This window comes from Sinomonas sp. ASV486 (assembly GCF_030908215.1).
In the GTDB taxonomy this organism is placed as follows: domain Bacteria; phylum Actinomycetota; class Actinomycetes; order Actinomycetales; family Micrococcaceae; genus Sinomonas; species Sinomonas puerhi.
In genome coordinates this window covers 179600-199814 of record NZ_JAVFJK010000008.1, presented here as the reverse complement: position 1 = coordinate 199814, position 20215 = coordinate 179600, and the positions used below count along the sequence as shown (strand labels likewise).

Annotated in this window: 20 protein-coding genes; 14 read left to right on the top strand and 6 right to left on the bottom strand. The window is 69.6% G+C overall.

The features are described 5' to 3' along the window. Nucleotides 1–97: 97 nt before the first annotated feature. Both RBS60_RS13185 and RBS60_RS13180 read left to right on the top strand, forming a co-directional pair. Nucleotides 98–727 carry a helix-turn-helix domain-containing protein gene (locus RBS60_RS13185; RefSeq protein ID WP_307958020.1) on the top strand — a complete coding sequence of 210 codons (630 nt, stop codon included), beginning with the start codon at nt 98–100 and terminating at the stop codon, nt 725–727. Then, a complete protein-coding gene (locus RBS60_RS13180) occupies nt 724–951 on the top strand; it encodes a hypothetical protein (RefSeq protein WP_307958019.1) in 228 nt (75 codons plus the stop codon). The genes RBS60_RS13185 and RBS60_RS13180 overlap by 4 nt, the downstream gene beginning before the upstream one ends. Nucleotides 952–1055: 104 nt before the next feature. Here RBS60_RS13180 and RBS60_RS13175 read toward each other — a convergent pair whose 3' ends face one another. Next, nucleotides 1056–1574, bottom strand: a complete 519-nt coding sequence (locus RBS60_RS13175; RefSeq protein ID WP_374049278.1) for an Lrp/AsnC family transcriptional regulator — start codon at nt 1572–1574, stop codon at nt 1056–1058. A 159-nt stretch (nt 1575–1733) separates the two neighbouring features. Then, nucleotides 1734–2975 (bottom strand): MFS transporter, encoded by a 1242-nt coding sequence (locus RBS60_RS13170; protein WP_307958018.1) that lies wholly within the window; start codon nt 2973–2975, stop codon nt 1734–1736. A gap of 93 nt (nt 2976–3068) precedes the next feature. Here RBS60_RS13170 and RBS60_RS13165 point away from each other — a divergent pair, with 93 nt between their 5' ends. Both RBS60_RS13165 and RBS60_RS13160 read left to right on the top strand, forming a co-directional pair. Next, the gene (locus tag RBS60_RS13165; RefSeq protein ID WP_307958017.1) at nt 3069–4055 is read left to right on the top strand and encodes a LysR substrate-binding domain-containing protein; all 987 of its coding nucleotides are present in this window, start codon (nt 3069–3071) and stop codon (nt 4053–4055) included. A 117-nt stretch (nt 4056–4172) separates the two neighbouring features. Then, complete coding sequence (locus tag RBS60_RS13160) at nt 4173–5003, top strand: aldo/keto reductase (protein WP_307958016.1); 831 nt, start codon at nt 4173–4175, stop codon at nt 5001–5003. A gap of 95 nt (nt 5004–5098) precedes the next feature. Here RBS60_RS13160 and RBS60_RS13155 read toward each other — a convergent pair whose 3' ends face one another. Next, nucleotides 5099–6136 (bottom strand): nitronate monooxygenase, encoded by a 1038-nt coding sequence (locus RBS60_RS13155; RefSeq protein WP_307958015.1) that lies wholly within the window; start codon nt 6134–6136, stop codon nt 5099–5101. A gap of 55 nt (nt 6137–6191) precedes the next feature. Between RBS60_RS13155 and RBS60_RS13150 the strand changes: the two genes are divergently transcribed. The 7 genes from RBS60_RS13150 (at nt 6192) to RBS60_RS13120 (ending at nt 12889) form a co-directional block, all read left to right on the top strand. Beyond that, nucleotides 6192–7118 (top strand): BadF/BadG/BcrA/BcrD ATPase family protein, encoded by a 927-nt coding sequence (locus tag RBS60_RS13150; protein ID WP_307958049.1) that lies wholly within the window; start codon nt 6192–6194, stop codon nt 7116–7118. A 105-nt stretch (nt 7119–7223) separates the two neighbouring features. Beyond that, nucleotides 7224–8336: an ABC transporter ATP-binding protein gene (locus RBS60_RS13145; protein ID WP_374049280.1), complete on the top strand. Its 1113-nt coding sequence runs from the start codon at nt 7224–7226 to the stop codon at nt 8334–8336. Beyond that, nucleotides 8336–9016 carry an ABC transporter permease subunit gene (locus RBS60_RS13140; protein WP_307958013.1) on the top strand — a complete coding sequence of 227 codons (681 nt, stop codon included), beginning with the start codon at nt 8336–8338 and terminating at the stop codon, nt 9014–9016. Before RBS60_RS13145 ends, RBS60_RS13140 begins: the two co-directional genes overlap by 1 nt. After that, nucleotides 9013–9720: an ABC transporter permease gene (locus RBS60_RS13135; RefSeq protein WP_307958012.1), complete on the top strand. Its 708-nt coding sequence runs from the start codon at nt 9013–9015 to the stop codon at nt 9718–9720. Before RBS60_RS13140 ends, RBS60_RS13135 begins: the two co-directional genes overlap by 4 nt. After that, nucleotides 9717–10679 carry an ABC transporter substrate-binding protein gene (locus tag RBS60_RS13130; protein ID WP_307958011.1) on the top strand — a complete coding sequence of 321 codons (963 nt, stop codon included), beginning with the start codon at nt 9717–9719 and terminating at the stop codon, nt 10677–10679. The genes RBS60_RS13135 and RBS60_RS13130 overlap by 4 nt, the downstream gene beginning before the upstream one ends. 85 nt (nt 10680–10764) lie before the next feature. Beyond that, entirely contained in the window at nt 10765–11985 is a 1221-nt protein-coding gene (locus RBS60_RS13125; RefSeq protein ID WP_307958010.1) for a pyridoxal phosphate-dependent aminotransferase, read from the top strand. A gap of 40 nt (nt 11986–12025) precedes the next feature. After that, a complete protein-coding gene (locus RBS60_RS13120; protein WP_307958009.1) occupies nt 12026–12889 on the top strand; it encodes a PPK2 family polyphosphate kinase in 864 nt (287 codons plus the stop codon). 15 nt (nt 12890–12904) lie between these two features. Here the strand turns inward: RBS60_RS13120 and RBS60_RS13115 are convergent, their stop codons facing one another. Beyond that, nucleotides 12905–13153 (bottom strand): exodeoxyribonuclease VII small subunit, encoded by a 249-nt coding sequence (locus tag RBS60_RS13115; protein WP_307958008.1) that lies wholly within the window; start codon nt 13151–13153, stop codon nt 12905–12907. Then, entirely contained in the window at nt 13146–14552 is a 1407-nt protein-coding gene (gene xseA, locus RBS60_RS13110) for an exodeoxyribonuclease VII large subunit (protein ID WP_307958007.1), read from the bottom strand. Before xseA ends, RBS60_RS13115 begins: the two co-directional genes overlap by 8 nt. A gap of 111 nt (nt 14553–14663) precedes the next feature. Here xseA and RBS60_RS13105 point away from each other — a divergent pair, with 111 nt between their 5' ends. Continuing rightward, nucleotides 14664–15494 (top strand): hypothetical protein, encoded by an 831-nt coding sequence (locus RBS60_RS13105; protein ID WP_307958006.1) that lies wholly within the window; start codon nt 14664–14666, stop codon nt 15492–15494. A gap of 9 nt (nt 15495–15503) precedes the next feature. After that, nucleotides 15504–16589, top strand: coding sequence for a 4-hydroxy-3-methylbut-2-enyl diphosphate reductase (locus tag RBS60_RS13100; protein WP_307958005.1), 1086 nt, complete (start codon nt 15504–15506; stop codon nt 16587–16589). Nucleotides 16590–17538: 949 nt separating this feature from the next. Here the strand turns inward: RBS60_RS13100 and RBS60_RS13095 are convergent. Next, nucleotides 17539–18858: a DNA recombination protein RmuC gene (locus RBS60_RS13095; protein WP_307958004.1), complete on the bottom strand. Its 1320-nt coding sequence runs from the start codon at nt 18856–18858 to the stop codon at nt 17539–17541. 63 nt (nt 18859–18921) lie between these two features. Here RBS60_RS13095 and ychF point away from each other — a divergent pair, with 63 nt between their 5' ends. Then, complete coding sequence (gene ychF, locus RBS60_RS13090) at nt 18922–20025, top strand: redox-regulated ATPase YchF (protein WP_307958003.1); 1104 nt, start codon at nt 18922–18924, stop codon at nt 20023–20025. The last annotated feature ends 190 nt before the right edge of the window (nt 20026–20215 follow it).

Genomic DNA, 20215 nt, shown 5'->3' with positions numbered 1-20215 from the left:
GCCCCACCGCACAGCGAACGCTGCAAAGAAGTCATTGCAAAGAATCTGTTGCAAATAGTCTATTGCAAAGAATTCTTTGCAAGCGTAGCTTCGGGGTATGGAATCCACACCGACCCCGGAGCCGCGGCGGACCGTTGACGTCGCGTCACTCAAGGCCCTCGCCCATCCGCTGAGGGTGCGGATCCTCGACATCATCTCCCAGCTCGGTCCGCAGACCTCCGGCACGCTCGCTGAGATCCTCGGCGAATCCACGGGTTCAACGAGCTATCACCTTCGTCAGCTCGCGAAGCACGACTTCCTGCGCGAGGTCGAGGGTCGCGGGTCCGCACGGGAGCGCTGGTGGGACCGTCCCCGGGGGAGTCTCCAGATCGTCACGCGTGAGCTCGCGGACAATCCCGCCACGTCCGAGGCCGCCCAGCTCGTGAGCCGCGAGTTCGAGCACCGTCGGGCTGCCGCGCTCGCCGACTTCATGGACCACGGTTGGCTCCAGGAGTCTCCAGAGTGGTCGGAGGCCGCGACCGTCAGCACCACCAACATCAGGCTCACCGCCGCGCAGCTCGCCGAGGTCTCGGAGCGCCTCGAGGCCTTTGCCATGGACCTCGTGAACGAGATCCGCAATCGGGGCGAACTCGCGGGAGCCCGTCCCGTGCAGATCCACCTCAACGCCTTCCCGCTTGCCGCCGGACGGACCACCGGCGCGGCCACTCAGCCCGAGGAGAAGCCATGAGCAGCACCGTCCTCACCCGTCCAAGCACGCCCTCGCACGCGCGCGGGCGCCTCGCCATCCTCGCCTACCGGATCGGCCTGACGCTGGTCGACTGGGCGGAGCGGCCCCGGGAGCGGCGGCCCAGAAGTCCGCGGATGGACCTCGCTCGTCTCGCCCGGGCCGAAGAGCGCCGCGCCGATGCGCGGTTCGCCGAGCCGCTCGGCCTGCACCACTGGATCCGGTGAATCCGCGCCGTACCGGGCCGTCGGGGGCCGCCGGGGCGGTCGGAGCGGGAGGATGCCGATCAGCACTCCGTCCGCCGGCTGCTGGGTGCCATTGGCCGGCCTCCTCAGGCCGGCAGCGGGCCCGGGCCGGGGATGCGCTCGAACACGAGCGTGGTCTCCGTGTGGCCAACCACCGGGTCGGTCGCGAGGTTGTCCAGGACCCAGTCGCGCAGTTCCTCGGTACTGCCCACCGCGATGTGCAGGAGATAGTCCACCGCGCCGGACGTGTGGAACGTCGCGAGCACCCCGGGCAGCTGGGGGACGCGCGCCGTGAACGAGTCGATCTGGTCGCGGTCGTGGGCGCGCAGGCGCACCGAGATGAGCGCCTGGACGTTGCGGCCCACCGCCGCGAGGTCCACCTTCGCCTCGAAGCCCGTGATGATGCCGCGCTCGGAGAGTGCGCGCGTGCGCATGAGCGCCGTCGACGGGGCGATCCCGACGATCTCGGAGAGCTGCTTGTTGGTGATGCGCGCGTCCTCCACGAGCGCCGCCAGGATCCGGCGGTCCACCTCGTCGAGCGGTTCCCCTCCCGGAGGGTGGGCGCCGGCGGCGGCCTGCGGTCGGCCGGTGCTCGGGATCGTCACGGATTCCTCCTTGGTGGGCGACCCCCATGATATGCGAGCCGCGCGGCTCTCGTCCGGCCCTCGGCGTGCGTGACGTGCGACGTCGCGTGGTCGCCGAGGCGTTCGGTTCGCCTGGAGCACCCACCGCGGTCCTGCTGCGGTGGCCCCTCGAGGAGAACCTCAGCGCGCGGGGCGGTGCGCGGCCCAGGAGGCGGCCGCCGTCGTGAGCGCGATGGAGGCCACGCCCAGGACGAGCGCCGACCAGCCCCACGTGTGGAAGACGAGGCCGCCCGCCCAGCCGAGCAGGCTCGATCCGCCGTAGTAGCCAAGGTTGTACAGCGACGCGGCCTGGGCGCGGCCCGAAGCGGCGATCGCGCCCGTCCAGCCCGAGGCGATGCCGTGTGCGGCGAAGAACCCTGCCGTGAACACGAGCAGCCCGATCAGCACAGCGGCCAGCGAATCCGCGACCATGACCACGGCGCCCGCTGCCATCGCGACGGTGCTCGCCACGACGACGGTCCTGCGCCCGTAGCGGCTGCTGAGACTCGCGGCGAAGCCCGAGCTGAAGGTCCCCGAGAGGTACGCGATGAACACGAGGCTCGCGAGGCTCGCCGGCAGCCAGAACGGCGCGGCCTCGAGCCGGAAGGCGAGGTAGTTGTATACCGCGACGAACGAGCCCATGAGGAGGAAGGCCTGGGCGTAGAGCATGAGGAGGCGGCCGTTGCGCAGCTGGGCCGCGAGCCTGCGGGCCACCGTGCCCGCCGCGCCCCGGACCCCGCCGGGCGTTCGCGCCGCCGGGGAGAATCCCCGCGCCTTGGGAGCGAGCGCGATGAACGCGGCGGCCGCGGCCGCGCCGAGGACCGAGACGGCAAGGACCGCGAGCCGCCAGCCCACGATGGCGGCGAGCGGACCGGAGACGAGCCGGCCGGCGAGCCCGCCCACCGTTGTGCCCGCGATGTACGTCCCCGCGGCGATCGCGGCGTGGGTGTGGGTGACCTCCTCGCTGAGGTATGCGATCGCGATCGCCGGCACGGCACCGAGCGCGACTCCTTCGAAGAACCTCAGCGCCAGGAGCGCCTCGAAAGTGGGGGCGAACGGACCGGCGAGGCCCAGAGCGGTCGCGGCGACGATTCCCGCGCGCATCGCACCGACACGCCCGATCCTGTCAGCGACGAAGGACCAGGGGAGCACCGCGACGGCCAGGCCGATCGTGGCCAGCGAGACCGTGAGGGCCGCCCTCGCCGGATCGATGCCGAGCTCGGAGGAGAGCCGCGGAAGGAGAGCCTGGGGGGAGTACAGCTGGGCGAACGTCGCGACGCCTGCGAAGGCGAGCGCCGCGAGGAGTCGTCTGTAGCCTCGGCTGCCCCGTGCATGGCCCTCCCAGCGGACGCTGGCGGTTGCGGTCTCGGGGGCGATGCTCATGCCCTCCAGCCTAGGAAAGTCTCAATGCATGCGTCCAATGCACTCTTTATGAGAACATATAACGGAATTGTATGGGTTGCGAAGGGAAGTGATATGGCCGTGCCGTCAGCCATACCGGCCCCGCTCCACGGGGAGCTGGCCAGACTTCTGCCGCTGCTGCCAGTGCTGGACGCCGTCGGTCAGACGCGCCACGTCACCGCGGCCGCGGAGCTCCTGGGGGTTCCCCAGCCCACGGTGAGCCGAGCGCTCGCCCGCGCGGCCGTCGTCGTAGGCGCTGAACTCGTGCGGAAGGAGGGGCGGGGGATCCGGCTCACACCGGCGGCCGAGCAGCTCCTGCCCGCGGTCCGCACGGCCCTCGAGGAGCTCCAGCATGGCCTTGATGCGCTCCATGAGCGCGAGCACCAGGCTCGCGGTGTCGTGCGACTGAGCTTCCAGATGACCTTCGGAGAATCAGCTGTGCCCGTCTTCGTGAGCGGCTTCCGTGCCGAGTATCCAGAGGTGCGCTTCGAGCTCATCCAAGGGTCGCGCCAGAGCTGCCTCGATGCGCTTGCCGAAGGGCGTGTGGACCTGTCCATCGTCTCGCCGCGCCCCGTGCCGACGCGGGACGTCGACAGTGCAACCCTGCACGTGCAGCCCGTGCGGCTCGCCGTCCCGGCTGGGCACCGGCTCGCGCACCGCGGGGCCGTGCGGCTCGCGGAGGTTTCCGGGGAGCCGTTCGTGGCGCTCGAGCGGGGGTTCGGGATGCGGAGCATCCTGGACAGGCTCGGCCGCGATGCCGGATTCACGCCGGACATCGCGTTCTCCGGGCAGGATTCGCGCACGCTTCTCGGGCTCGTGTCCGCGGGGCTCGGCGTGGCCCTCGTTCCGCCCTCGAGCGCCGGGCACGGCGCAGTCTACGGATCGACGCTGCAGAGCACGGGGCTCGGGTGGGCAGAGCTTGCGCTCGAGGACGACGGCGCGTTCCGGGAGATCGGGCTGGTGTGGCCCAAGATCGTCGGGGAGCCGCCGCAGGTGCGCATGTTCCGCGAGCACATCCTGGCGCTCGACGCCGGCCTGCTCGCCGACGCGTTCGGCCGCTAGCCGGCCCCCGGTTGTGGGGTCTCTGGCACGGTGTTGTGGGGTCTCTGGCGGCGGGGTGTGGGGTCACGGTCGCGTCATGGGGAGAGGTCAGTCGGTCCCTGGTCCTAGGCTGGCCCCATGGCAACTGCACCGTTGATCAAGCTCGCGTCGGGCCACTCCATCCCCCAGATCGGCCTCGGCACGTGGCCGCTCGATGACGCTGCGGCGGCCGACGTCGTCGCAACCGCCGTCGAACTCGGCTACCGCCACGTCGACACGGCCGAGAACTACGGCAACGAGGCGGGCGTCGGCGAGGGCCTGCGCCGCTCGGGGGTACCGCGTGAGGACCTCTTCATCACCACCAAGTTCAACCGCGAATGGCACAGCCCCGAAGGGGTGCACACTGCCTGGGAGAACGCCGTCCGCAAGCTCGGCGTCGACTACCTCGACCTGTTCCTCATCCACTGGCCCAACCCGGACCAGGACACGTACGTCCAGGCCTGGGAAGGCCTCATCCGGCTGCGCGCCGAGGGGAAGGTCCGTTCGATCGGGGTCTCCAACTTCTACCCTACGCATGCTGCACGGCTCATCGATGCGACCGGGGTGGCACCCGATGTGGACCAGCTCCAGGTGAGCCCCTACTGGGTCAAGCCCGAGGCCCGCGCGTTCAACGCGGGACACGCCACTGTGACCGAGGCCTACACCCCGATTGGGCGCGGTCAGGACCTCCTGTCCGAGGCCGTCGTGGTGGCCGCGGCCGAGGCGCACGGGGTGACCCCCGCCCAGGCGGTGCTGCGCTGGCACACGCAGCAGGGAATCGTCGCGATCCCGAAGTCCTCGCACCCTGGCCGGCTCGCCGAGAACCTCGACGTCTTCGGCTTCGACCTCACGGCAGCCGAGATCGCGGCGTTCGATGGCCTCGACGGCAAGGGGCCGGACGCGGCCGATCCGGAGAAGTTCGGCCACTGACGCCAACGCCACGTTCGGCCACCAACACCGCGTCCGGCCACTGACACGGAGACCCGGCACGATCCTCACACCAGCAGCCGATCGCGAGCGATGCATCAGCCGGCGAAGCGGCCCACGACGTCCGCCGCCGGTTCTTCGCGGGCTGCGCCCCACGCGGTCCCCGCCCAGAGGCTCGTGCGGTCGGGGCTGCCTGCCCTGACCGACGCGGCGCGCAGGGGCGCCGTGAGGTGGTGGATCACCGGATAGCCTGCGGGAGCGTCGGCCAGACGGCGCATGAACCCGTTCTCCAGGCCCCGTGCCCAGCGCCCGGAGAAGGCCCTGGTCTGCGCCGTCCGGGTGAAGTCCGGAGAGGCGAGGGCCGCCCGGTGCACAGGATTGGTCCCGGCCTCCGGCGTGCGCAGGAAGGCCGTGCCCACCTGGACGGCCGCCGCACCCGCCGCGCGGGCGGCAGCGGCGTCGTCCGGCGATCCGATCCCGCCTGCCGCGATCAGTGGGAGGTCGACGACGCCGCGGACCGCGCTGACGAGCTGGGCCAGTGTGCCGGCGAAGGCGGGCAGCCCGAGGAAGGCCCCGGAATGCCCGCCGGCGGCGGGGTGCTGGACGACGAGGGCATCGACGCCCAGGGCCGCGGCGACGGTGGCCTCTTCGGGCCCCGTGACCGTCTGGACGACGAACGACCCCGCCCGGCGCAGCGCTGCAACCGTGTCCCAGCGCGGTGTGCCGAAGGTGAAGGAGACGACGGCGGGCGGGCGCGTGAGGAGGAGATCAAGCTTCGCCGGGAACGCGTCGTCGTCCGCCCATCTCGGCTCCGGAACGGCGGCGCCGACGGACGAGGCCTCCGGCTGAAGGCGGTCCCGGTAGGCCAGGACGGCGTTGCGATCGATGTCGTCGGTGTTGGGCACGAAGAGGTTGACGCCGAAGGGGCGTAACCCAACGCTCCGGTCAACGCTTGCACCGTCGAGCGTCGCGAGCTCCGCCTCAAGGGCCTCCGGCGCCTTGAGGCCGCCCGCGAGGAAGCCGAGCCCACCTGCCCGGCCCACGGCAGCGGCGAGCTCGGGGCTGCTCGGGCCCCCCGCCATCGGCGCCGCGATCACGCCGTTTCCGAACAGTTCCGCAGGGAGAGTGGTGTCCATGCCATCACCCTAGCCAGTCGCGCGGCGCCGCAGTCATTAGGCTGGGCCCGTGAACATGCAGAGCGCCCCTGACAGGACGACCGGCGGGCTGATGATCGGCCTCGACATCGGCGGAACGAAGACCCGCGGGATCAAGGTGGTGGGCGGCGAGGTCCAGGCCGATCTCGAGGTGGGCAGCGCGAACGTCCAGAACGTGAGCCGGGAGACCGCTGCGGCGAACCTCGCGGAGCTGTTCGCCGCGCTCGACGCCGGCGACGCCGCCCGGGTCTTCGCCGGGTCTGGTGGCGTTGACACCGAGGCGGACGCAGACGCGCTCGCCGCCCTCATCCACCCGCACGCGCCCCGGGCTCGGGTCACAGTGGTCCACGATTCGCGGCTCCTGCTCGCCGCGGGCCGCGCGCGCACGGGGGTTGCCGTCATCGCCGGCACCGGGTCCGCCGCATGGGGGACGAACGACGCCGGCGAGGAGGCGCGTGCGGGCGGCTGGGGCTACCTGCTCGGGGACGAGGGCAGCGGGTACTGGCTGGGCCGAGAGGCCGTCCGGTACAGCCTGCACCGCATGAACCTCGGCCTCGAGCCGGATGATCTGACGCAGGCCCTTCTGGCGAGCACGGACCTGGCCCACCCCAACGAGCTCATCGCCCTGTTCCACGCCCCCGGGACTGGCAGACGCTATTGGGCGCAGCGTTCTCGAGTCGTCACGGAGGCCGCCGACGCCGGGCACGTGGGTGCGCGCTTCATGGTCGACCAGGCCGCCCACGATCTCGCGCGCATGGCCGCCCAGGTGGCGCGCCAGCTCGATCTCGAGGGCCCGGTGATCCTCGGCAGCGGACTCGGGATGAACGTGGGCCGGATCCAGGACGGCTTCCGCGCCGGCCTCGCCGAGCAAGGGATCACCGACGTGCGGATCCTGGACCGGGACCCGATCTTCGGGACCATTGAACTCGCGGCCGATGGCGGCGGGGGAGAGCGGGTTCCGTAGCCGGCCGTTCCGCGGTTCCCCTGTCGGACCGCGCTGGTAGGCTCGCACCAGCACGCGAGATGCAGTTGGCCGCCCGCGACCATTGAGGTGTACGTGTCCGATCCGATGATCGAGTTCCACGAGGTGAGCAAGGTCTACGGTGGCCTCACCGCCGTGGACCACCTGAGCCTGTCAGCGCCGCGCGGCGAGATCACGGTCTTCGTCGGGCCCTCCGGCTGCGGGAAGACCACCTCGCTGCGGATGGTCAACCGGATGGTCGAGCCGACGTCCGGGACCATCACGGTGGACGGACGCGATGCGTCGGATCAGCCTGCGCCGCTCCTGCGCCGGTCGATGGGCTACGTCATGCAGGCCGCTGGACTCATGCCGCACCGCACGGTCGTGGACAACATCGCCACCGTTCCACGCCTCAACGGGGCCTCCCGGGCGGCGGCCCGCGCACGCGCGCAGGAGCTGCTCGACGTCGTCGGCCTCCCGCAGAACCTCGGCGGGCGGTACCCGGCACAGCTCTCCGGCGGGCAGCAGCAGCGCGTCGGCGTGGCCCGGGCGCTCGCAGCCGATCCACCTGTGCTCCTCATGGACGAGCCGTTCAGCGCCGTGGATCCGGTGGTGCGGCATGAGCTGCAGCAGGAGCTACTGCGCCTGCAGCGGGACCTCGGCAAAACGATCATCTTCGTCACGCATGACATCGACGAGGCGGTGCTGCTCGGCGACCGCATCGCCGTCTTCGCGGTGGGCGGGCGGTTGGCGCAGCTCGCCGGGCCGGAGGAGCTCCTTCGCGCTCCCGTGGACGACTTCGTCTCCGGATTCGTCGGCCGCGACCGTGGATTCCGGCATCTCGGATTCTTCGATGATGAGGGGCTCTCGGTCGACGCTGCGCAGACCGTCCGCGCCGCGGAGGTCGCAGTGGACGTGCCTGTCGACTGGGCGGTGGTCCTCGACGCGGACGGGCGTCCGGTCGGTTGGACCGGCCAGGCTTTCCCCGGGACCCTCGTGAGTGGCGGGTCGCTCCACCGCGCGGGAAGTACCCTGCGCTCCGCCCTCGATGCGGCGCTGTCCTCGCCGTCGGGACGCGGGGTCGTCGTGGACGATGCCGGCCGCCTCCTGGGCACGGTCAGTGCCACAGAGGTCATTGCCCACGCGGACCGCCGGCGCACCCAGGCGCAGCGGGAGCGTGCCGCGGCGGCAGGCTCGCGTGCCGGGGTGGAGGGCGCCTGATGGAGTGGGCGATCGCGAATGCCGGGCGGATCCTCTCGCTCACGGGCCAGCACCTCCTTCTCGCGGTGGTCCCGCTCGCGCTCGGCTTGGTCATCAGCCTTCCCCTCGCCCAGGCGGTACGGCATCGGCGCGTGTGGCGCACTGCGCTCCTGACGCTCAGCTCCATCCTGTTCACCGTGCCCTCGCTTGCGCTGTTCATCATCCTGCCCGTGCTGCTCGGCACGCGGATCCTCGACCCCGTGAACGTCATCGTGGCACTCACGGTTTACGCGGTGGCGCTCCTCGTGAGGGCGTCGCTGGATGCCCTCGACTCGGTCGACGGCGAGCTGAGCCTCGCTGCGCAGGCGCTGGGGCACACTGCCGCCACGCGCTACTTCCTCGTTGACCTGCCGCTCTCGCTGCCCGTGCTCATAGCGGGCCTGAGGGCCGTGTCCGTCAGCAACATCTCGCTCGTGAGCGTCGCGGCGCTCGTGGGCATGCCCAACCTCGGGATCCTGTTCACCGAGGGGCTCCAGCGTGGATTCATCACGGAGATCGTCGTAGGGCTCGTCGCTATTCTCGTCCTCGCCCTTCTCATGGACCTGCTGCTCGTGCTCGCTGGGCGCGTGCTCTCGCCGTGGGCGAGGCTCGACGCCCGCCGCGCCGGCGCACCCACGCAGCGGAAGGCGGCCCGCGCATGAGCCTGCTCGCACAGACGTGGGACTGGCTCACCGATCCCGCCAACTGGAGCGGATACTCGGGCATCCCTGCCCGCCTCGGCGAGCATGCCTTCTACGCCGCGCTCACGGTGGTCATCGCGGCAGCGATCGCGATCCCGATCGGGGCCTACGTGGGCCACACCGGACGCGGCCGCGTGGTGGTTGTCGCGATTGCCGGCGCACTTCGGGCCGTCCCGACGCTCGGGCTCCTCGTGCTGTTCGTGCTCCTGGCGGGCATCGGCCTCATGCCGCCGATCTGGGCGCTCGTCATCCTGAGCGTCCCCCCGCTCCTTGCCGGGACGTACTCGGGCATCGCTGCCGTGGACCCGGTCGTGGTCGACGCGGCCCGCGCCCAGGGGATGCGGGAGTTCCAAGTCCTGCTCGGGGTCGAGTTCCCCAACGCGTTTGCGGTGATCTTCGGCGGGCTGCGCGCCGCGGTCCTCCAGGTCATCGCGACGGCGACCGTCGTCGCCTACACGAACCTCGGTGGCCTGGGCAGGTACATCTTCGACGGCCTTGCCCTATCCGACTATCCCCAGATGCTCGGGGGCTCGGTCCTCGTGGCCGGGATCGCCGTCGTCACCGACCTCGTCCTGGGCGCATTCCAGCGCGCTCTGGGTCCACGCTCGTCCTCCGCGCGGAAGCCACTGGCCTCCGTCGCGGCCGTTCAGGAAGGAATCTCATGATCCAGCAGTTCCCCGTCACACGCCGCAGGGCCATGGCCGCCGTGGCGGTGGGGCTCGGGCTGACCCTCGCGTTGACCGCGTGCGGCGGTTCGTCGAATCCACTCAGCACCGGCAGCGCCGGGGCCTCCGGCGGATCCGGCGGCGCCGGCAAGGAACTCGTGATCGGTTCCGCCGACTTCACGGAGAGTCAGATCATCGCAGAGATCTACGCCGGTGCTCTCAACGCCGCGGGAGTGAAGGCCTCGACCAAGCCGAACATCGGAGCGCGCGAGGTGTACTACAAGGCGGTCCAGGACGGCTCAGTCGACGTCGTCCCCGACTACACGGGCAACCTCCTGCTGTACGTGGACACGAAGGCCACCCAGGTCTCGGCCTCGGACATCGCGGGCGCGCTCCCGGACAAACTCCCCAAGGGCCTCGCGATCCTGAGCCCGGCCAAGGCCGAGGACAAGGATGCGATGGTCGTCACGAAGGCCACTGCGGCGAAGTACAGCCTCAAGAGCCTCGACGACATGGGCAAGGTCTGCGGCGAGCTGGTGATCGGCGCACCGGCGACTTTCGAGAAGCGCGCCTACGGTCTGCCGGGTCTCAAGGACAAGTACGGCTGCAGCCCCAAGCAGTTCCAGGCCATGAGCGACGGCGGCGGCCCCGTGACCCTCAAGGCACTGCTCTCGAATGACATCCAGGTGGCGGACATCTTCACGACGACGCCGTCCATTGCGGACAATGACCTCGTGGTCCTGGACGATCCGAAGAACAACTTCATCGCCCAGCAGGTCGTGCCGCTCGTCCGCACCGACACGGTCTCGGACCAGGCGAAGGCAGCGCTCAACGCCGTGTCCAAGCAGCTCACGACGGACGATCTGGTGAACCTCAACCGGGCCGTGAACGGGACCCAGAAGCAGTCGCCCGCGGACGCAGCGAAGGCCTGGCTCAAGGAGAAGGGCCTCGCCTCCTGACCCTCCCGCGCTGATCCAGCGTCATGCCACGGGGTGTGAGCAGCATCGCACAGTTGCCGCTCACGCCCTGTGGCATTCTTGGACAATGGCCGAATTCAAGCAGTCCTCCAAGCTCCACAATGTGCTGTACGACATCAGGGGCCCGATCCTGGAGGCTGCGCAGAAGATGGAGGCCGAGGGCCATCGGATCCTCAAGCTGAACATCGGCAACCCGGCACCGTTCGGCTTCGAGGCGCCGGATGCGATCCTCGTCGACATGATCCGCCACCTGCCCCACGCACAGGGCTACAGCGACTCCCGTGGCATCTTCTCGGCCCGCACGGCGGTCTCGCAGTACTACCAGACGCGCGGCATCCAGAACATCCACGTCGATGACATCTATCTCGGCAACGGCGTGTCCGAGCTCATCACGATGTCCCTCATGGCGCTCCTCGAGCAGGGCGATGAGATCCTCGTGCCGATGCCCGACTATCCCTTGTGGACCGCATCCGTGTCGCTTGCGGGCGGACGCGCCGTGCACTACCTGTGCGACGAGGAACAGGACTGGGAGCCGGACCTCGAGGACATGGAGGCCAGGATCACCTCCCGCACCAAGGGCATCGTGGTGATCAACCCCAACAACCCGACGGGGGCGCTCTACTCCGATGCGACGCTGCGCCGGATCGTCGAGCTCGCCGAGCGGCATGGCCTCATCATCTTCGCCGACGAGATCTACGAGAAGATCCTCTACGACGGCGCCACCCACACGAACCTCGCCGCGTTCACGGGCGACGACGTGCTCTGCCTGACGTTCTCGGGGCTGTCCAAGGCGTACCGGGTCTGCGGGTACCGGGCAGGCTGGATGGCGATCTCGGGCCCGAAGCAGGCCGCGGCGGACTATCTCGAGGGCATCAACCTGCTGGCCAACATGCGACTGTGCGCCAATGTGCCGGCGCAGCACGCGATCCAGACTGCCCTGGGCGGCTACCAGAGCATCAACGACCTCATCCTGCCCGGAGGGCGCCTTCTCGAGCAGCGCAACAAGGCGTACGAGATGCTCAACGCGATCCCGGGCGTCTCCACCACCCAGGCCAAAGGTGCCCTCTACCTCTTCCCGAGGCTCGACCCCGAGGTGTACCCGATCCGCGATGACGAGCAGTTCGTCCTCGACCTCCTGCGCGAGCAGAAGATCCTCCTCTCCCACGGCCGCGCCTTCAACTGGCACGCCCCGGACCACTTCCGGATGGTGACACTCCCGGCCGTGGCGGACATCGAGGAGGCCATCAACCGTATGGGAGACTTCCTCAGCAGGTACAAGGGCAACTGACCGGGGTGCTCGCCCCGGAGGCGCGCAGCGAAGGGGCCGCATGGGCAAGCGCAAGGCAGGGCACGGTTTCAGCGAGGCGCCGGAGGACTTCCTCGTGGTCCGACCCGGTTTCAGGCTCGCGGACCTCGACACGGCCGCCACGGCGGGCTTCGCGGCCGGCAAGTCTGAAGGTGAGGCGATGCTCACCCAGCGCGACCCCCACCTCGCGGACCTCCAGGAGAGGCTCTTCGCCGAGGGCAAGGGCGGGGGCTCCCGCTCGATCCTCCTGATCCTCCAGGCGATGGACACCGCGGGCAAGGGCGGCATGATCAGCCATGTGGTCGGTGCCGTGGACGTCCAGGGCGTCCAGCTCGCCGCGTTCAAGAGCCCGACCGACGAGGAGAAGAAGCACGACTTCCTCTGGCGCGTCGAGAAGCAGCTTCCAGGGCCCGGCATGCTGGGCTGCTTTGACCGCTCGCACTATGAGGATGTCCTGATCCACCGTGTGCACGGCTGGGCGGATGCCGACGAGCTCGAGCGCCGCTATTCGGCGATCCAGGACTTCGAGGCACACCTCCACGCGTCGGGCACCGAGATCATCAAGGTGATGCTGCACATCAGCAAGGAGGAGCAGGGGCGGCGCCTCACTGCCCGCCTCGACGACCCCACCAAGTACTGGAAGTACAACCCTGGCGATCTCTCTGAGCGCAGACTCTGGGACTCCTACATGGAGGCATATCAGATCGCGATCGAGCGTACGAGCGCCCCCTACGCGCCGTGGTACGTGGTGCCCGCCGACAACAAGTGGTACGCGCGGCTCGTGGTCCAGGAACTCCTCGTCGCGGCGCTCGAGCGGATGGACCCCCAATGGCCCGCTCCCGCGTTCGACATCGAGGAGCAGAGGAAGCTCCTCGCCGCGAGCTGACGGCGGGGCGCGCCCTCAGTCTCCGGGGGTACCTGCCCCCGACCCCGTGGAGGCGCCGTTCCCGCGGGCGGCGTCGAGGCGCCGTCGTGCGCCCTCGAGCCACTCCTCGCACCGGGAGGCGAGTGCCTCGCCCCGTTCCCACAGCGCGAGCGACTCCTCGAGGCTCACCCCGCCGGCCTCGAGCCGCGAGACGACGCCGACCAGCTGTTCGCGGGCCTCCTCGTAGCTGAGGTTCTCGAACGTTTCCTGCGTCTTCTCAGGCATGTGCTGATCCTTCGTGGGAGAGGGTGGTCGTGTCGTCACGGTGCGTGATGTCGGGGAGCTGGCCCTCGGAGCGCGCCGCGATGGTCCCGCGGGCCAGGCGGACGCGGAGGGCGGTACCGGAGGGTGCGTCCTGGGGGGAACGGATGACGGCCGCGCCCGGGCCGTCGAGGAGCTGCACCACCGAGTAGCCGCGGTCGAGCGTCTGCTGCGGCGAGAGGGCGCGGATCTGGGCGCGCAGGTGCGCCACGGCGTCGGCCGCACGCACGACGGCGCCGCTCACCGCGGCGTGCGACCTGACCCGCAGCCGCTCGAGTTCCTCGTGCCGGACCTCGACGAATGTCTGCGGCGACGCGAGCACCGGGCGAGTCCGGATGGAGGCGAGGCGCTCCGACTCCCGCTCGACGAACAGCCGCACCTGCCGGTCGATGCGGTCCCGGCACTGCCTGACCCTCAGGAGCTCCTCGGCCACGTCAGGCACGATCCGCTTGGCGGCGTCCGTGGGCGTCGAGGCGCGCAGGTCCGCGACGTCGTCGAGGATCGGCCGGTCCGCCTCGTGGCCGATCGCGCTGACCACGGGGGTGCTGGCCTCCGAGACGGCACGGATGAGCGCTTCGTTGCTGAACGGCAGCAGGTCTTCCATCGATCCACCGCCGCGGGCAATCACGATGACATCCACCTCGGGGTGGGCATCGAGCTCCCGCAGGGCTGCCAGGACCTCGGAGACGGCACTGCTGCCCTGCACGGCCACCTCGCGAACCTCGAAGGCCACGGCCGGCCAGCGCAGGGCGGCATTCCGGAGGACGTCCTTCTCGGCGTCCGAGTCCCGACCGGTGATGAGGCCGATCCGGTGCGGGAGCAGCGGCAGGGCCTTCTTGCGCTCGTCGGCGAAGAGGCCCTCGGCGCCCAGGGCCTGCCGGAGGTTCTCGATGCGCGCCAGCAGGTCGCCGAGGCCCACCGGCCGCATGTCACGCACGGCCATGCTCAGCCTGCCGGTCTTGAGCCACATCTCGGGCTTGACGAGGGCCACCACGCGGGAGCCGCGCTGGATAGGCTCCCGCAGCCGTGCCATGACGGTGCCCCACGCAGACGCTGGCAGCGAGATCTCGGCGTCGACGTCCCGCAGCGTCAGGTAGGCGGTCTGGCCCCGCCGGTTCATCTCGATAACCTGGCCCTCGATCCACACCTGCGGGGAACGCTCGATGTGTTCCTTGAGCTTGCGGGAGAGCACATGCAGGGGCCACGGATTCTCGGGCGTCGTGTCCGAGGCTCGCTCGGGAAGCGTTGACGCGCCCCGCGGGTCCGCACCCGCGCCGCTATCGGGCACGTCTGTGCCGGACGGGTCTGTGCCAGACACGTCCTGGCCCACAGGGCCCGGGTCCCCATCTGTGGTCTCATCCATCGCAGCCACCATAGTCAAGGCTTACCACGCCCCTCCGACATCCCGGCCATTGTCCAGCCGCGCTCAAGCGCCCACGGCTACGATGGTCAGGTTGCCGACCCCGGGAAGTCCATGAGAACCGTCCTCTCCGCGCTGTCCATCCTGCTCGCCGTGCTGCTTACGGGGGCTGCCGTCCCGTCGCTCTGGATCGACCGCAACGTGGTCGACGAGGGTGGCTTCGTTCACCTGCTCGAGCCTCTGCGCAATGACGCGGAGTTCCAGACCGCACTGGGCACCTCGCTCGCCTCGACTGTCGTGTCAGCGTCCAACGTCCCTGCCGCGCTCCAGCCGGCCGCGACGGGGCTGGCCAAGGGAATTGTGACCTCACTCACCACAGACCCCGGGTATCCTGCCGCGTGGGATGAGGCCGTGCGGGAGAGCCATCGGCTTAACTTCTCCGCGGTCACTGCCACGACCGGATTCACGCTCGAACTGCGGCCGCTGGCCGGTGTGATGCTCGCCCGGATGGGCTCGTCGCTGGGAGTGAGCCTCGGTGAGGCCCCGAGCATCGAGGTCCCGGTAGGCACGGCGCAGCAGCGCTCTTGGCTTACCGTGATGCAGGATGCGGGGCGCCTCGCGGTTCCCCTGAGCCTTGGCGCAGTGTTCGCATTCGTGCTCGGCCTGCTCTTCGCACGACGCCGTGGGGTAGCCCTCGGCTGGGCCGGCCTGGGACTGCTTCTGGTCGCCGCGCTCCTTGCGGCCGGAACGTTCCTCGCATCGATGTTCGCCGGGGGCCAAGGCGGCGCGGGAACCGTGGCCTCGGTCTTCGCCCGCCGCCTTGGGCCACTCTTCTCCGATTCCTTCATGCCGTGGACCGGGGCTGTCGCCATTGCCGGCGTTGTGTGCCTGGTGCTTTCCTTCGTGGCCGGGGTCCGGAGAAGGCGCGCCGCCGCACGCCGGTAGCATGGGACCATGACCGCCACCCCCGTTTCCCTGTCTATGCCCACGGTTCCGCGGCGCCGCCGCACACCTGAGCACGTGGCGGCGGCCGCTCCGGTGGCCGGTGCGAAGAAGGTCCTCCTCGCTGCGCCGCGTGGCTACTGCGCCGGCGTCGACCGGGCCGTCATCGCGGTCGAGAAGGCGCTTGAGCACTACGGCGCGCCCATCTACGTGCGCAAGCAGATCGTCCACAACCGCCACGTCGTCGAGACCCTCGAGGAGCGCGGCGCGATCTTCGTGGACGAGACGGATGAGGTTCCTGAGGGCGCCCTCGTGGTGTTCTCGGCGCACGGGGTGAGTCCCGCCGTCGTGCGCTCCGCTGAGGACCGTGGGCTGCGCACCATCGACGCGACGTGCCCGCTCGTGACCAAGGTGCACCGCGAGGCCGTGCGCTTCGCGAAGGACGACTACGAGATCCTCCTCATCGGTCACGAGGGCCATGAGGAAGTCGAAGGCACGTACGGCGAGGCCCCCGAGAACACCCAGATCGTGAACTCGCCCGAAGAGGCAGACACGATCCGGGTCAAGGACCCTGACAAGCTCATCTGGCTCTCCCAGACCACCCTCTCGGTTGACGAGACCATGGAGACCGTGCGCCGGCTGCGCGAGCGCTTCCCGAATCTGCAGGACCCACCCAGCGACGACATCTGCTACGCCACGTCCAACCGCCAGGCGGCCATCAAGAAGATTGCCCCTCAGGCAGATCTCGTCATCGTCGTCGGCTCGGCGAACTCCTCGAACTCCGTGCGCCTCATGGAGGTCGCCCTCGAGTACGGTGCCAAGGCTTCGCACCGGGTCGACTTCGCCAACGAGGTCGACGAGTCCTGGTTCGAGGGAGTCTCGACGATCGGCCTGACCTCAGGGGCTTCGGTGCCTGAGGTCCTTGTCCAGGACGTCCTGCGCCTCGCTGCGGAGTACGGGTACGGAACCGTGGAAGAGGTCGTCACTGCCGACGAGGACATCCTGTTCTCGCTCCCCAAGGAGCTGCGCGCGACACTCAAGGAAGCGGGCGATTCGAGCCGCGGCCTCGGCGGCCGCGGCCAGCGACCCCAGAGCTGACCCGTCCCTCGTTTCCCTCCGCCGAGGTCATCCGGCCTGGGCGCGAGGTCACCCCGTGTGTCGCTGAGGTCGCCCGGTGTGCGTGCGAGGTCACCCCGTGTGCCGCTGAGGTCGCCGGGTGTGGGTGCGAGGTCACCCCGTGTGTCGCTGAGGTCGCCGGGTGTGGGTGCGAGGTCACCCCGTGTGTCGCTGAGGTCGCCGGGTGTGGGCGCGAGGTCACCCCGTGTGTCGCTGAGGTCGCCGGGTGTGGGCGCGAGGTCATCCGGTTTGGGCGCGAGGTCATGCGGTGTGGGCGCGAGGTCGCCGCGTGTGCCGCCGAGGTCGCCCGGTGTGCGTGCGAGGTCGCCGCGTGTGCCGCCGAGATCCGGGCCCGTGCGCCCCGATCGTCCCCCGTTCGCGACTATTCCCCTCCAGCGTCCCCAATGCCGCCAAGCACGTACCGCAGTGCGACGGTAGCGGACAAGCGCCACTCAAGCGCACTTTCCCGCTACGGCCGCACTGCGCTTTGGCTGTCGGTGCGCCCCCACTTCGGGGGTCACCCGGCGTGTCGCCAAGGTCGGGTCTCGATATGCCGCGATCGGGGCCTGTGTGCCCCGATCGTCGTTGCTTGTCCGCCGTTCGCGACTATTCCCCTCCAGCGTCCCCAATGCCGCCAAGCACGTATCGCAGTGCGGCGGTAGCGGACAAGCGCCACTCAAGCGCACTTCCCGGCTACGGCCGCACTGCGCTTTGGCCGTCGGGGTGCCCCACATCGGGTTGTCGCCAACCGGAAGCGCCCTTCTCCGCGTGAAGTGTCCCAAATGAGCGCCACCGGACCAAAACGGCCTCGTTCCAACGCCGGGCCAGGGAGATTCTCCCCGCGGAGAAGGGCCCCGATCTCGAGAGCCGCTCGCACCTCGATCTCGGCGTCACAAGGCCCGATCTTGGCGTGGCTCGATGGTGGGCCGGTTCAGGCCGAGTGGCGCCGGGGCCCGTCGGAATGGCCCGCCGAGTCGCGAGACTCGGCGATACCGCTTGCGGAGGTCCCGCCCAGCGTGCCGGGCAGGGTACTGATTCCGTTGTCCTTCCACATCTGCTCGTCGAGGAGCTCGCTTGCGGAGAGGACTCTCGGTGTCGTCTCGACAGGCGGCAGCTCCGGCAGGGTTTCGGGAGCGCCGAGATCAAGCGAGCTGATACGGCGTGCCGTCGGCAGTACGCGCGACTCGAGGGCGCCGATAAACGCGTTGTATCGCTCCACGGATCCCTTGAGCGAGGCCCCGAGCCGGGCCACATGGCCACCCATCGTGCTCAGGCGCCCGTAGAGCTGCTGGGAGAGGTCGAAGAGCTCGCGGGCGTTCTCGGTGAGCAGCTCCTGACGCCACCCGAACGCCACACCCTTCAGGAGCGCCATCAGTGTCGCGGGGGAGGCGAGGGCCACGTTCCGCGAGAACGCGTAGTCCAGGAGGCCTGCGTCGGCCCGGAGTGCCTCCGCGAGGAACGACTCGGCCGGCAGGAAGCACACCACGAGCTCCGGGCTTGCGCCCACTGCCTCCCAGTACTTCTTCGACGCGAGGGCGTCCACGTGGGCGCGCACGGCCTTGGCATGCTCCGCGAGGTGCCGGTCCCGCTGCTCGACTCCGGATGAGCTCTGGTCCTGCGCATGCTCCTGTGCCTTGAGGTAGGCCCCCAGGGGGACCTTGGAATCCACCACGATCTGCTTCCCGCCGGGAAGCAGCACTACGAGGTCCGGCCGCACCGCACCAGTGTCCCCGGACGTTGAGACCTGCTCCGCGAAGTCCACCCGATCGAGCATGCCTGCGGCCTCGACCACGCGGCGCAGCTGGACCTCGCCCCACGTACCACGCGAGGAGTTGTTGGCCAGCGCGGCGGTGATCGTGTGGGCGGACTGGAGCACGGCGGCATCGGAGGCGCGCGCCTCCCGGAGCTGCTGGGACAGCTGCCCGAACTGCTCGACTCGGTCCCTTTCGAGCACGGCGACGGCGTGCTGCACCGCGTTCAGCTTCTCTGCCACAGGGGCCAGGGCATGCAGGACGGTGTTCTCCTGCTCGTCCATTGACGTCAGGGCGGCGTTCTGCCGCACGAGAAGGTCACGCTCCGCCGTCGCCGCGGCAAGCGCCGCCTCCGCCGACGCGAGGCGCGACTGCAGCGCAGGGAGGCCCGCGCCGTCGTGCGTCTCCCGCCGCCGCGCCCAGCCAGCGCCTGCCAACCACCCCACCACGAGCGCGAGCAGCGCTACCAGCACCATCACGAGAATCTGTGTACCGTCCATGTGCTCACACTCGCACGCGGCTCTGACATTTCTGGGAGATGCCCGCCGGTATGATGGATGACCGTGGCTCTCACTATCGGAATCGTCGGTCTCCCCAACGTCGGCAAGTCGACGCTCTTCAACGCACTGACCCGCAACCAGGTCCTCGCGGCGAACTATCCGTTCGCGACGATCGAGCCGAACGTCGGTGTGGTGAGCCTCCCGGACCCGCGCCTGGACAAGCTCGCGGAGATCTTCGGCAGCGCGAGGATCCTCCCCGCGACCGTCTCCTTCGTCGACATCGCAGGCATCGTCAAGGGCGCCTCCGAGGGCGAGGGCCTGGGCAACCAGTTCCTCGCCAACATCCGCGAGGCCCAGGCCATCGCGCAGGTCATCCGAGTCTTCGACGATCCGGACGTGGTGCACGTGGACGGCAAGGTCGACCCACGCTCCGACATGGAGACCATCAACACCGAACTCATCCTCGCCGACCTCCAGACGATCGAGAAGGCCCTTCCGCGCGTCGAGAAGGAAGTCAAGATCAAGAAGCGCGACGCCGCCGAGCTCGCCGCGATCGAGGCCGCCCAGAAGGTCCTCGAGCGTGGCGACACGATCTTCTCGTCCATCGCTTCGGACAAGCTCGACATGGAGCACCTCAAGGAGCTCAACCTCCTCACCGCGAAGCCGTTCATCTACGTCTTCAACGCGGACGAGGGCATCCTCACGAGCCCCGAGAAGCAGGAGGAGCTCCGCGCTCTCGTGGCGCCCGCGGACGCGATCTTCCTTGACGCGAAGCTCGAGTCCGACCTCGTGGAGCTGTCCGAGGAGGAGGCCCGCGAGATGCTCGAGATGAACGGCCAGGACGAGTCGGGCCTCGACCAGCTCGCGCGCGTCGGCTTCCATACTCTCGGGCTCCAGACCTACCTCACCGCCGGCCCCAAGGAGACCCGCGCGTGGACCATCCACCGAGGTGACACGGCGCCGATGGCGGCCGGGGTGATCCACACGGACTTCCAGCGCGGCTTCATCAAGGCCGAGGTGGTCCATTTCGAGGACCTCGTCGACGCCGGCTCGATGGCCGAGGCCAAGTCCCGTGGCAAGGTCCGGATCGAGGGCAAGGACTACGTCATGGCCGACGGCGACGTGGTCGAGTTCCGTCACAATACAACGTCTCCTCAGAAGAAGTAGCCCCTGAGCCCTTGCTGGCAAGCGTTACGCCGGTTAGAGGATCTCTGGGTGGAGGGCGGGCGTCGCTCGGCCGACTGATGCGGACGTGTTGAGGCCTAGTCTATTATGTCGATCACCTGAGCCTCCTGACGGGGAGCGATCAGAGCAAGCTCGTGGGGGGTTTACAATTGACTAAAGTTCAGCGCACAGT

Excerpts from the sequence above, each read along its gene's own strand:
- RBS60_RS13185 (WP_307958020.1), top strand. The coding sequence starts at position 98 with ATGGAATCCACACCGACCCCGGAGCCGCGGCGGACCGTTGACGTCGCG.
- RBS60_RS13180 (WP_307958019.1), top strand. The coding sequence starts at position 724 with ATGAGCAGCACCGTCCTCACCCGTCCAAGCACGCCCTCGCACGCGCGC.
- RBS60_RS13170 (WP_307958018.1), bottom strand. The coding sequence starts at position 2,975 with ATGAGCATCGCCCCCGAGACCGCAACCGCCAGCGTCCGCTGGGAGGGC.
- RBS60_RS13165 (WP_307958017.1), top strand. The coding sequence starts at position 3,069 with ATGGCCGTGCCGTCAGCCATACCGGCCCCGCTCCACGGGGAGCTGGCC.
- RBS60_RS13160 (WP_307958016.1), top strand. The coding sequence starts at position 4,173 with ATGGCAACTGCACCGTTGATCAAGCTCGCGTCGGGCCACTCCATCCCC.
- RBS60_RS13155 (WP_307958015.1), bottom strand. The coding sequence starts at position 6,136 with ATGGACACCACTCTCCCTGCGGAACTGTTCGGAAACGGCGTGATCGCG.
- RBS60_RS13150 (WP_307958049.1), top strand. The coding sequence starts at position 6,192 with ATGCAGAGCGCCCCTGACAGGACGACCGGCGGGCTGATGATCGGCCTC.
- RBS60_RS13145 (WP_374049280.1), top strand. The coding sequence starts at position 7,224 with ATGATCGAGTTCCACGAGGTGAGCAAGGTCTACGGTGGCCTCACCGCC.
- RBS60_RS13140 (WP_307958013.1), top strand. The coding sequence starts at position 8,336 with ATGGAGTGGGCGATCGCGAATGCCGGGCGGATCCTCTCGCTCACGGGC.
- RBS60_RS13135 (WP_307958012.1), top strand. The coding sequence starts at position 9,013 with ATGAGCCTGCTCGCACAGACGTGGGACTGGCTCACCGATCCCGCCAAC.
- RBS60_RS13130 (WP_307958011.1), top strand. The coding sequence starts at position 9,717 with ATGATCCAGCAGTTCCCCGTCACACGCCGCAGGGCCATGGCCGCCGTG.
- RBS60_RS13125 (WP_307958010.1), top strand. The coding sequence starts at position 10,765 with ATGGCCGAATTCAAGCAGTCCTCCAAGCTCCACAATGTGCTGTACGAC.
- RBS60_RS13120 (WP_307958009.1), top strand. The coding sequence starts at position 12,026 with ATGGGCAAGCGCAAGGCAGGGCACGGTTTCAGCGAGGCGCCGGAGGAC.
- RBS60_RS13115 (WP_307958008.1), bottom strand. The coding sequence starts at position 13,153 with ATGCCTGAGAAGACGCAGGAAACGTTCGAGAACCTCAGCTACGAGGAG.
- xseA (WP_307958007.1), bottom strand. The coding sequence starts at position 14,552 with ATGGATGAGACCACAGATGGGGACCCGGGCCCTGTGGGCCAGGACGTG.
- RBS60_RS13105 (WP_307958006.1), top strand. The coding sequence starts at position 14,664 with ATGAGAACCGTCCTCTCCGCGCTGTCCATCCTGCTCGCCGTGCTGCTT.
- RBS60_RS13100 (WP_307958005.1), top strand. The coding sequence starts at position 15,504 with ATGACCGCCACCCCCGTTTCCCTGTCTATGCCCACGGTTCCGCGGCGC.
- RBS60_RS13095 (WP_307958004.1), bottom strand. The coding sequence starts at position 18,858 with ATGGACGGTACACAGATTCTCGTGATGGTGCTGGTAGCGCTGCTCGCG.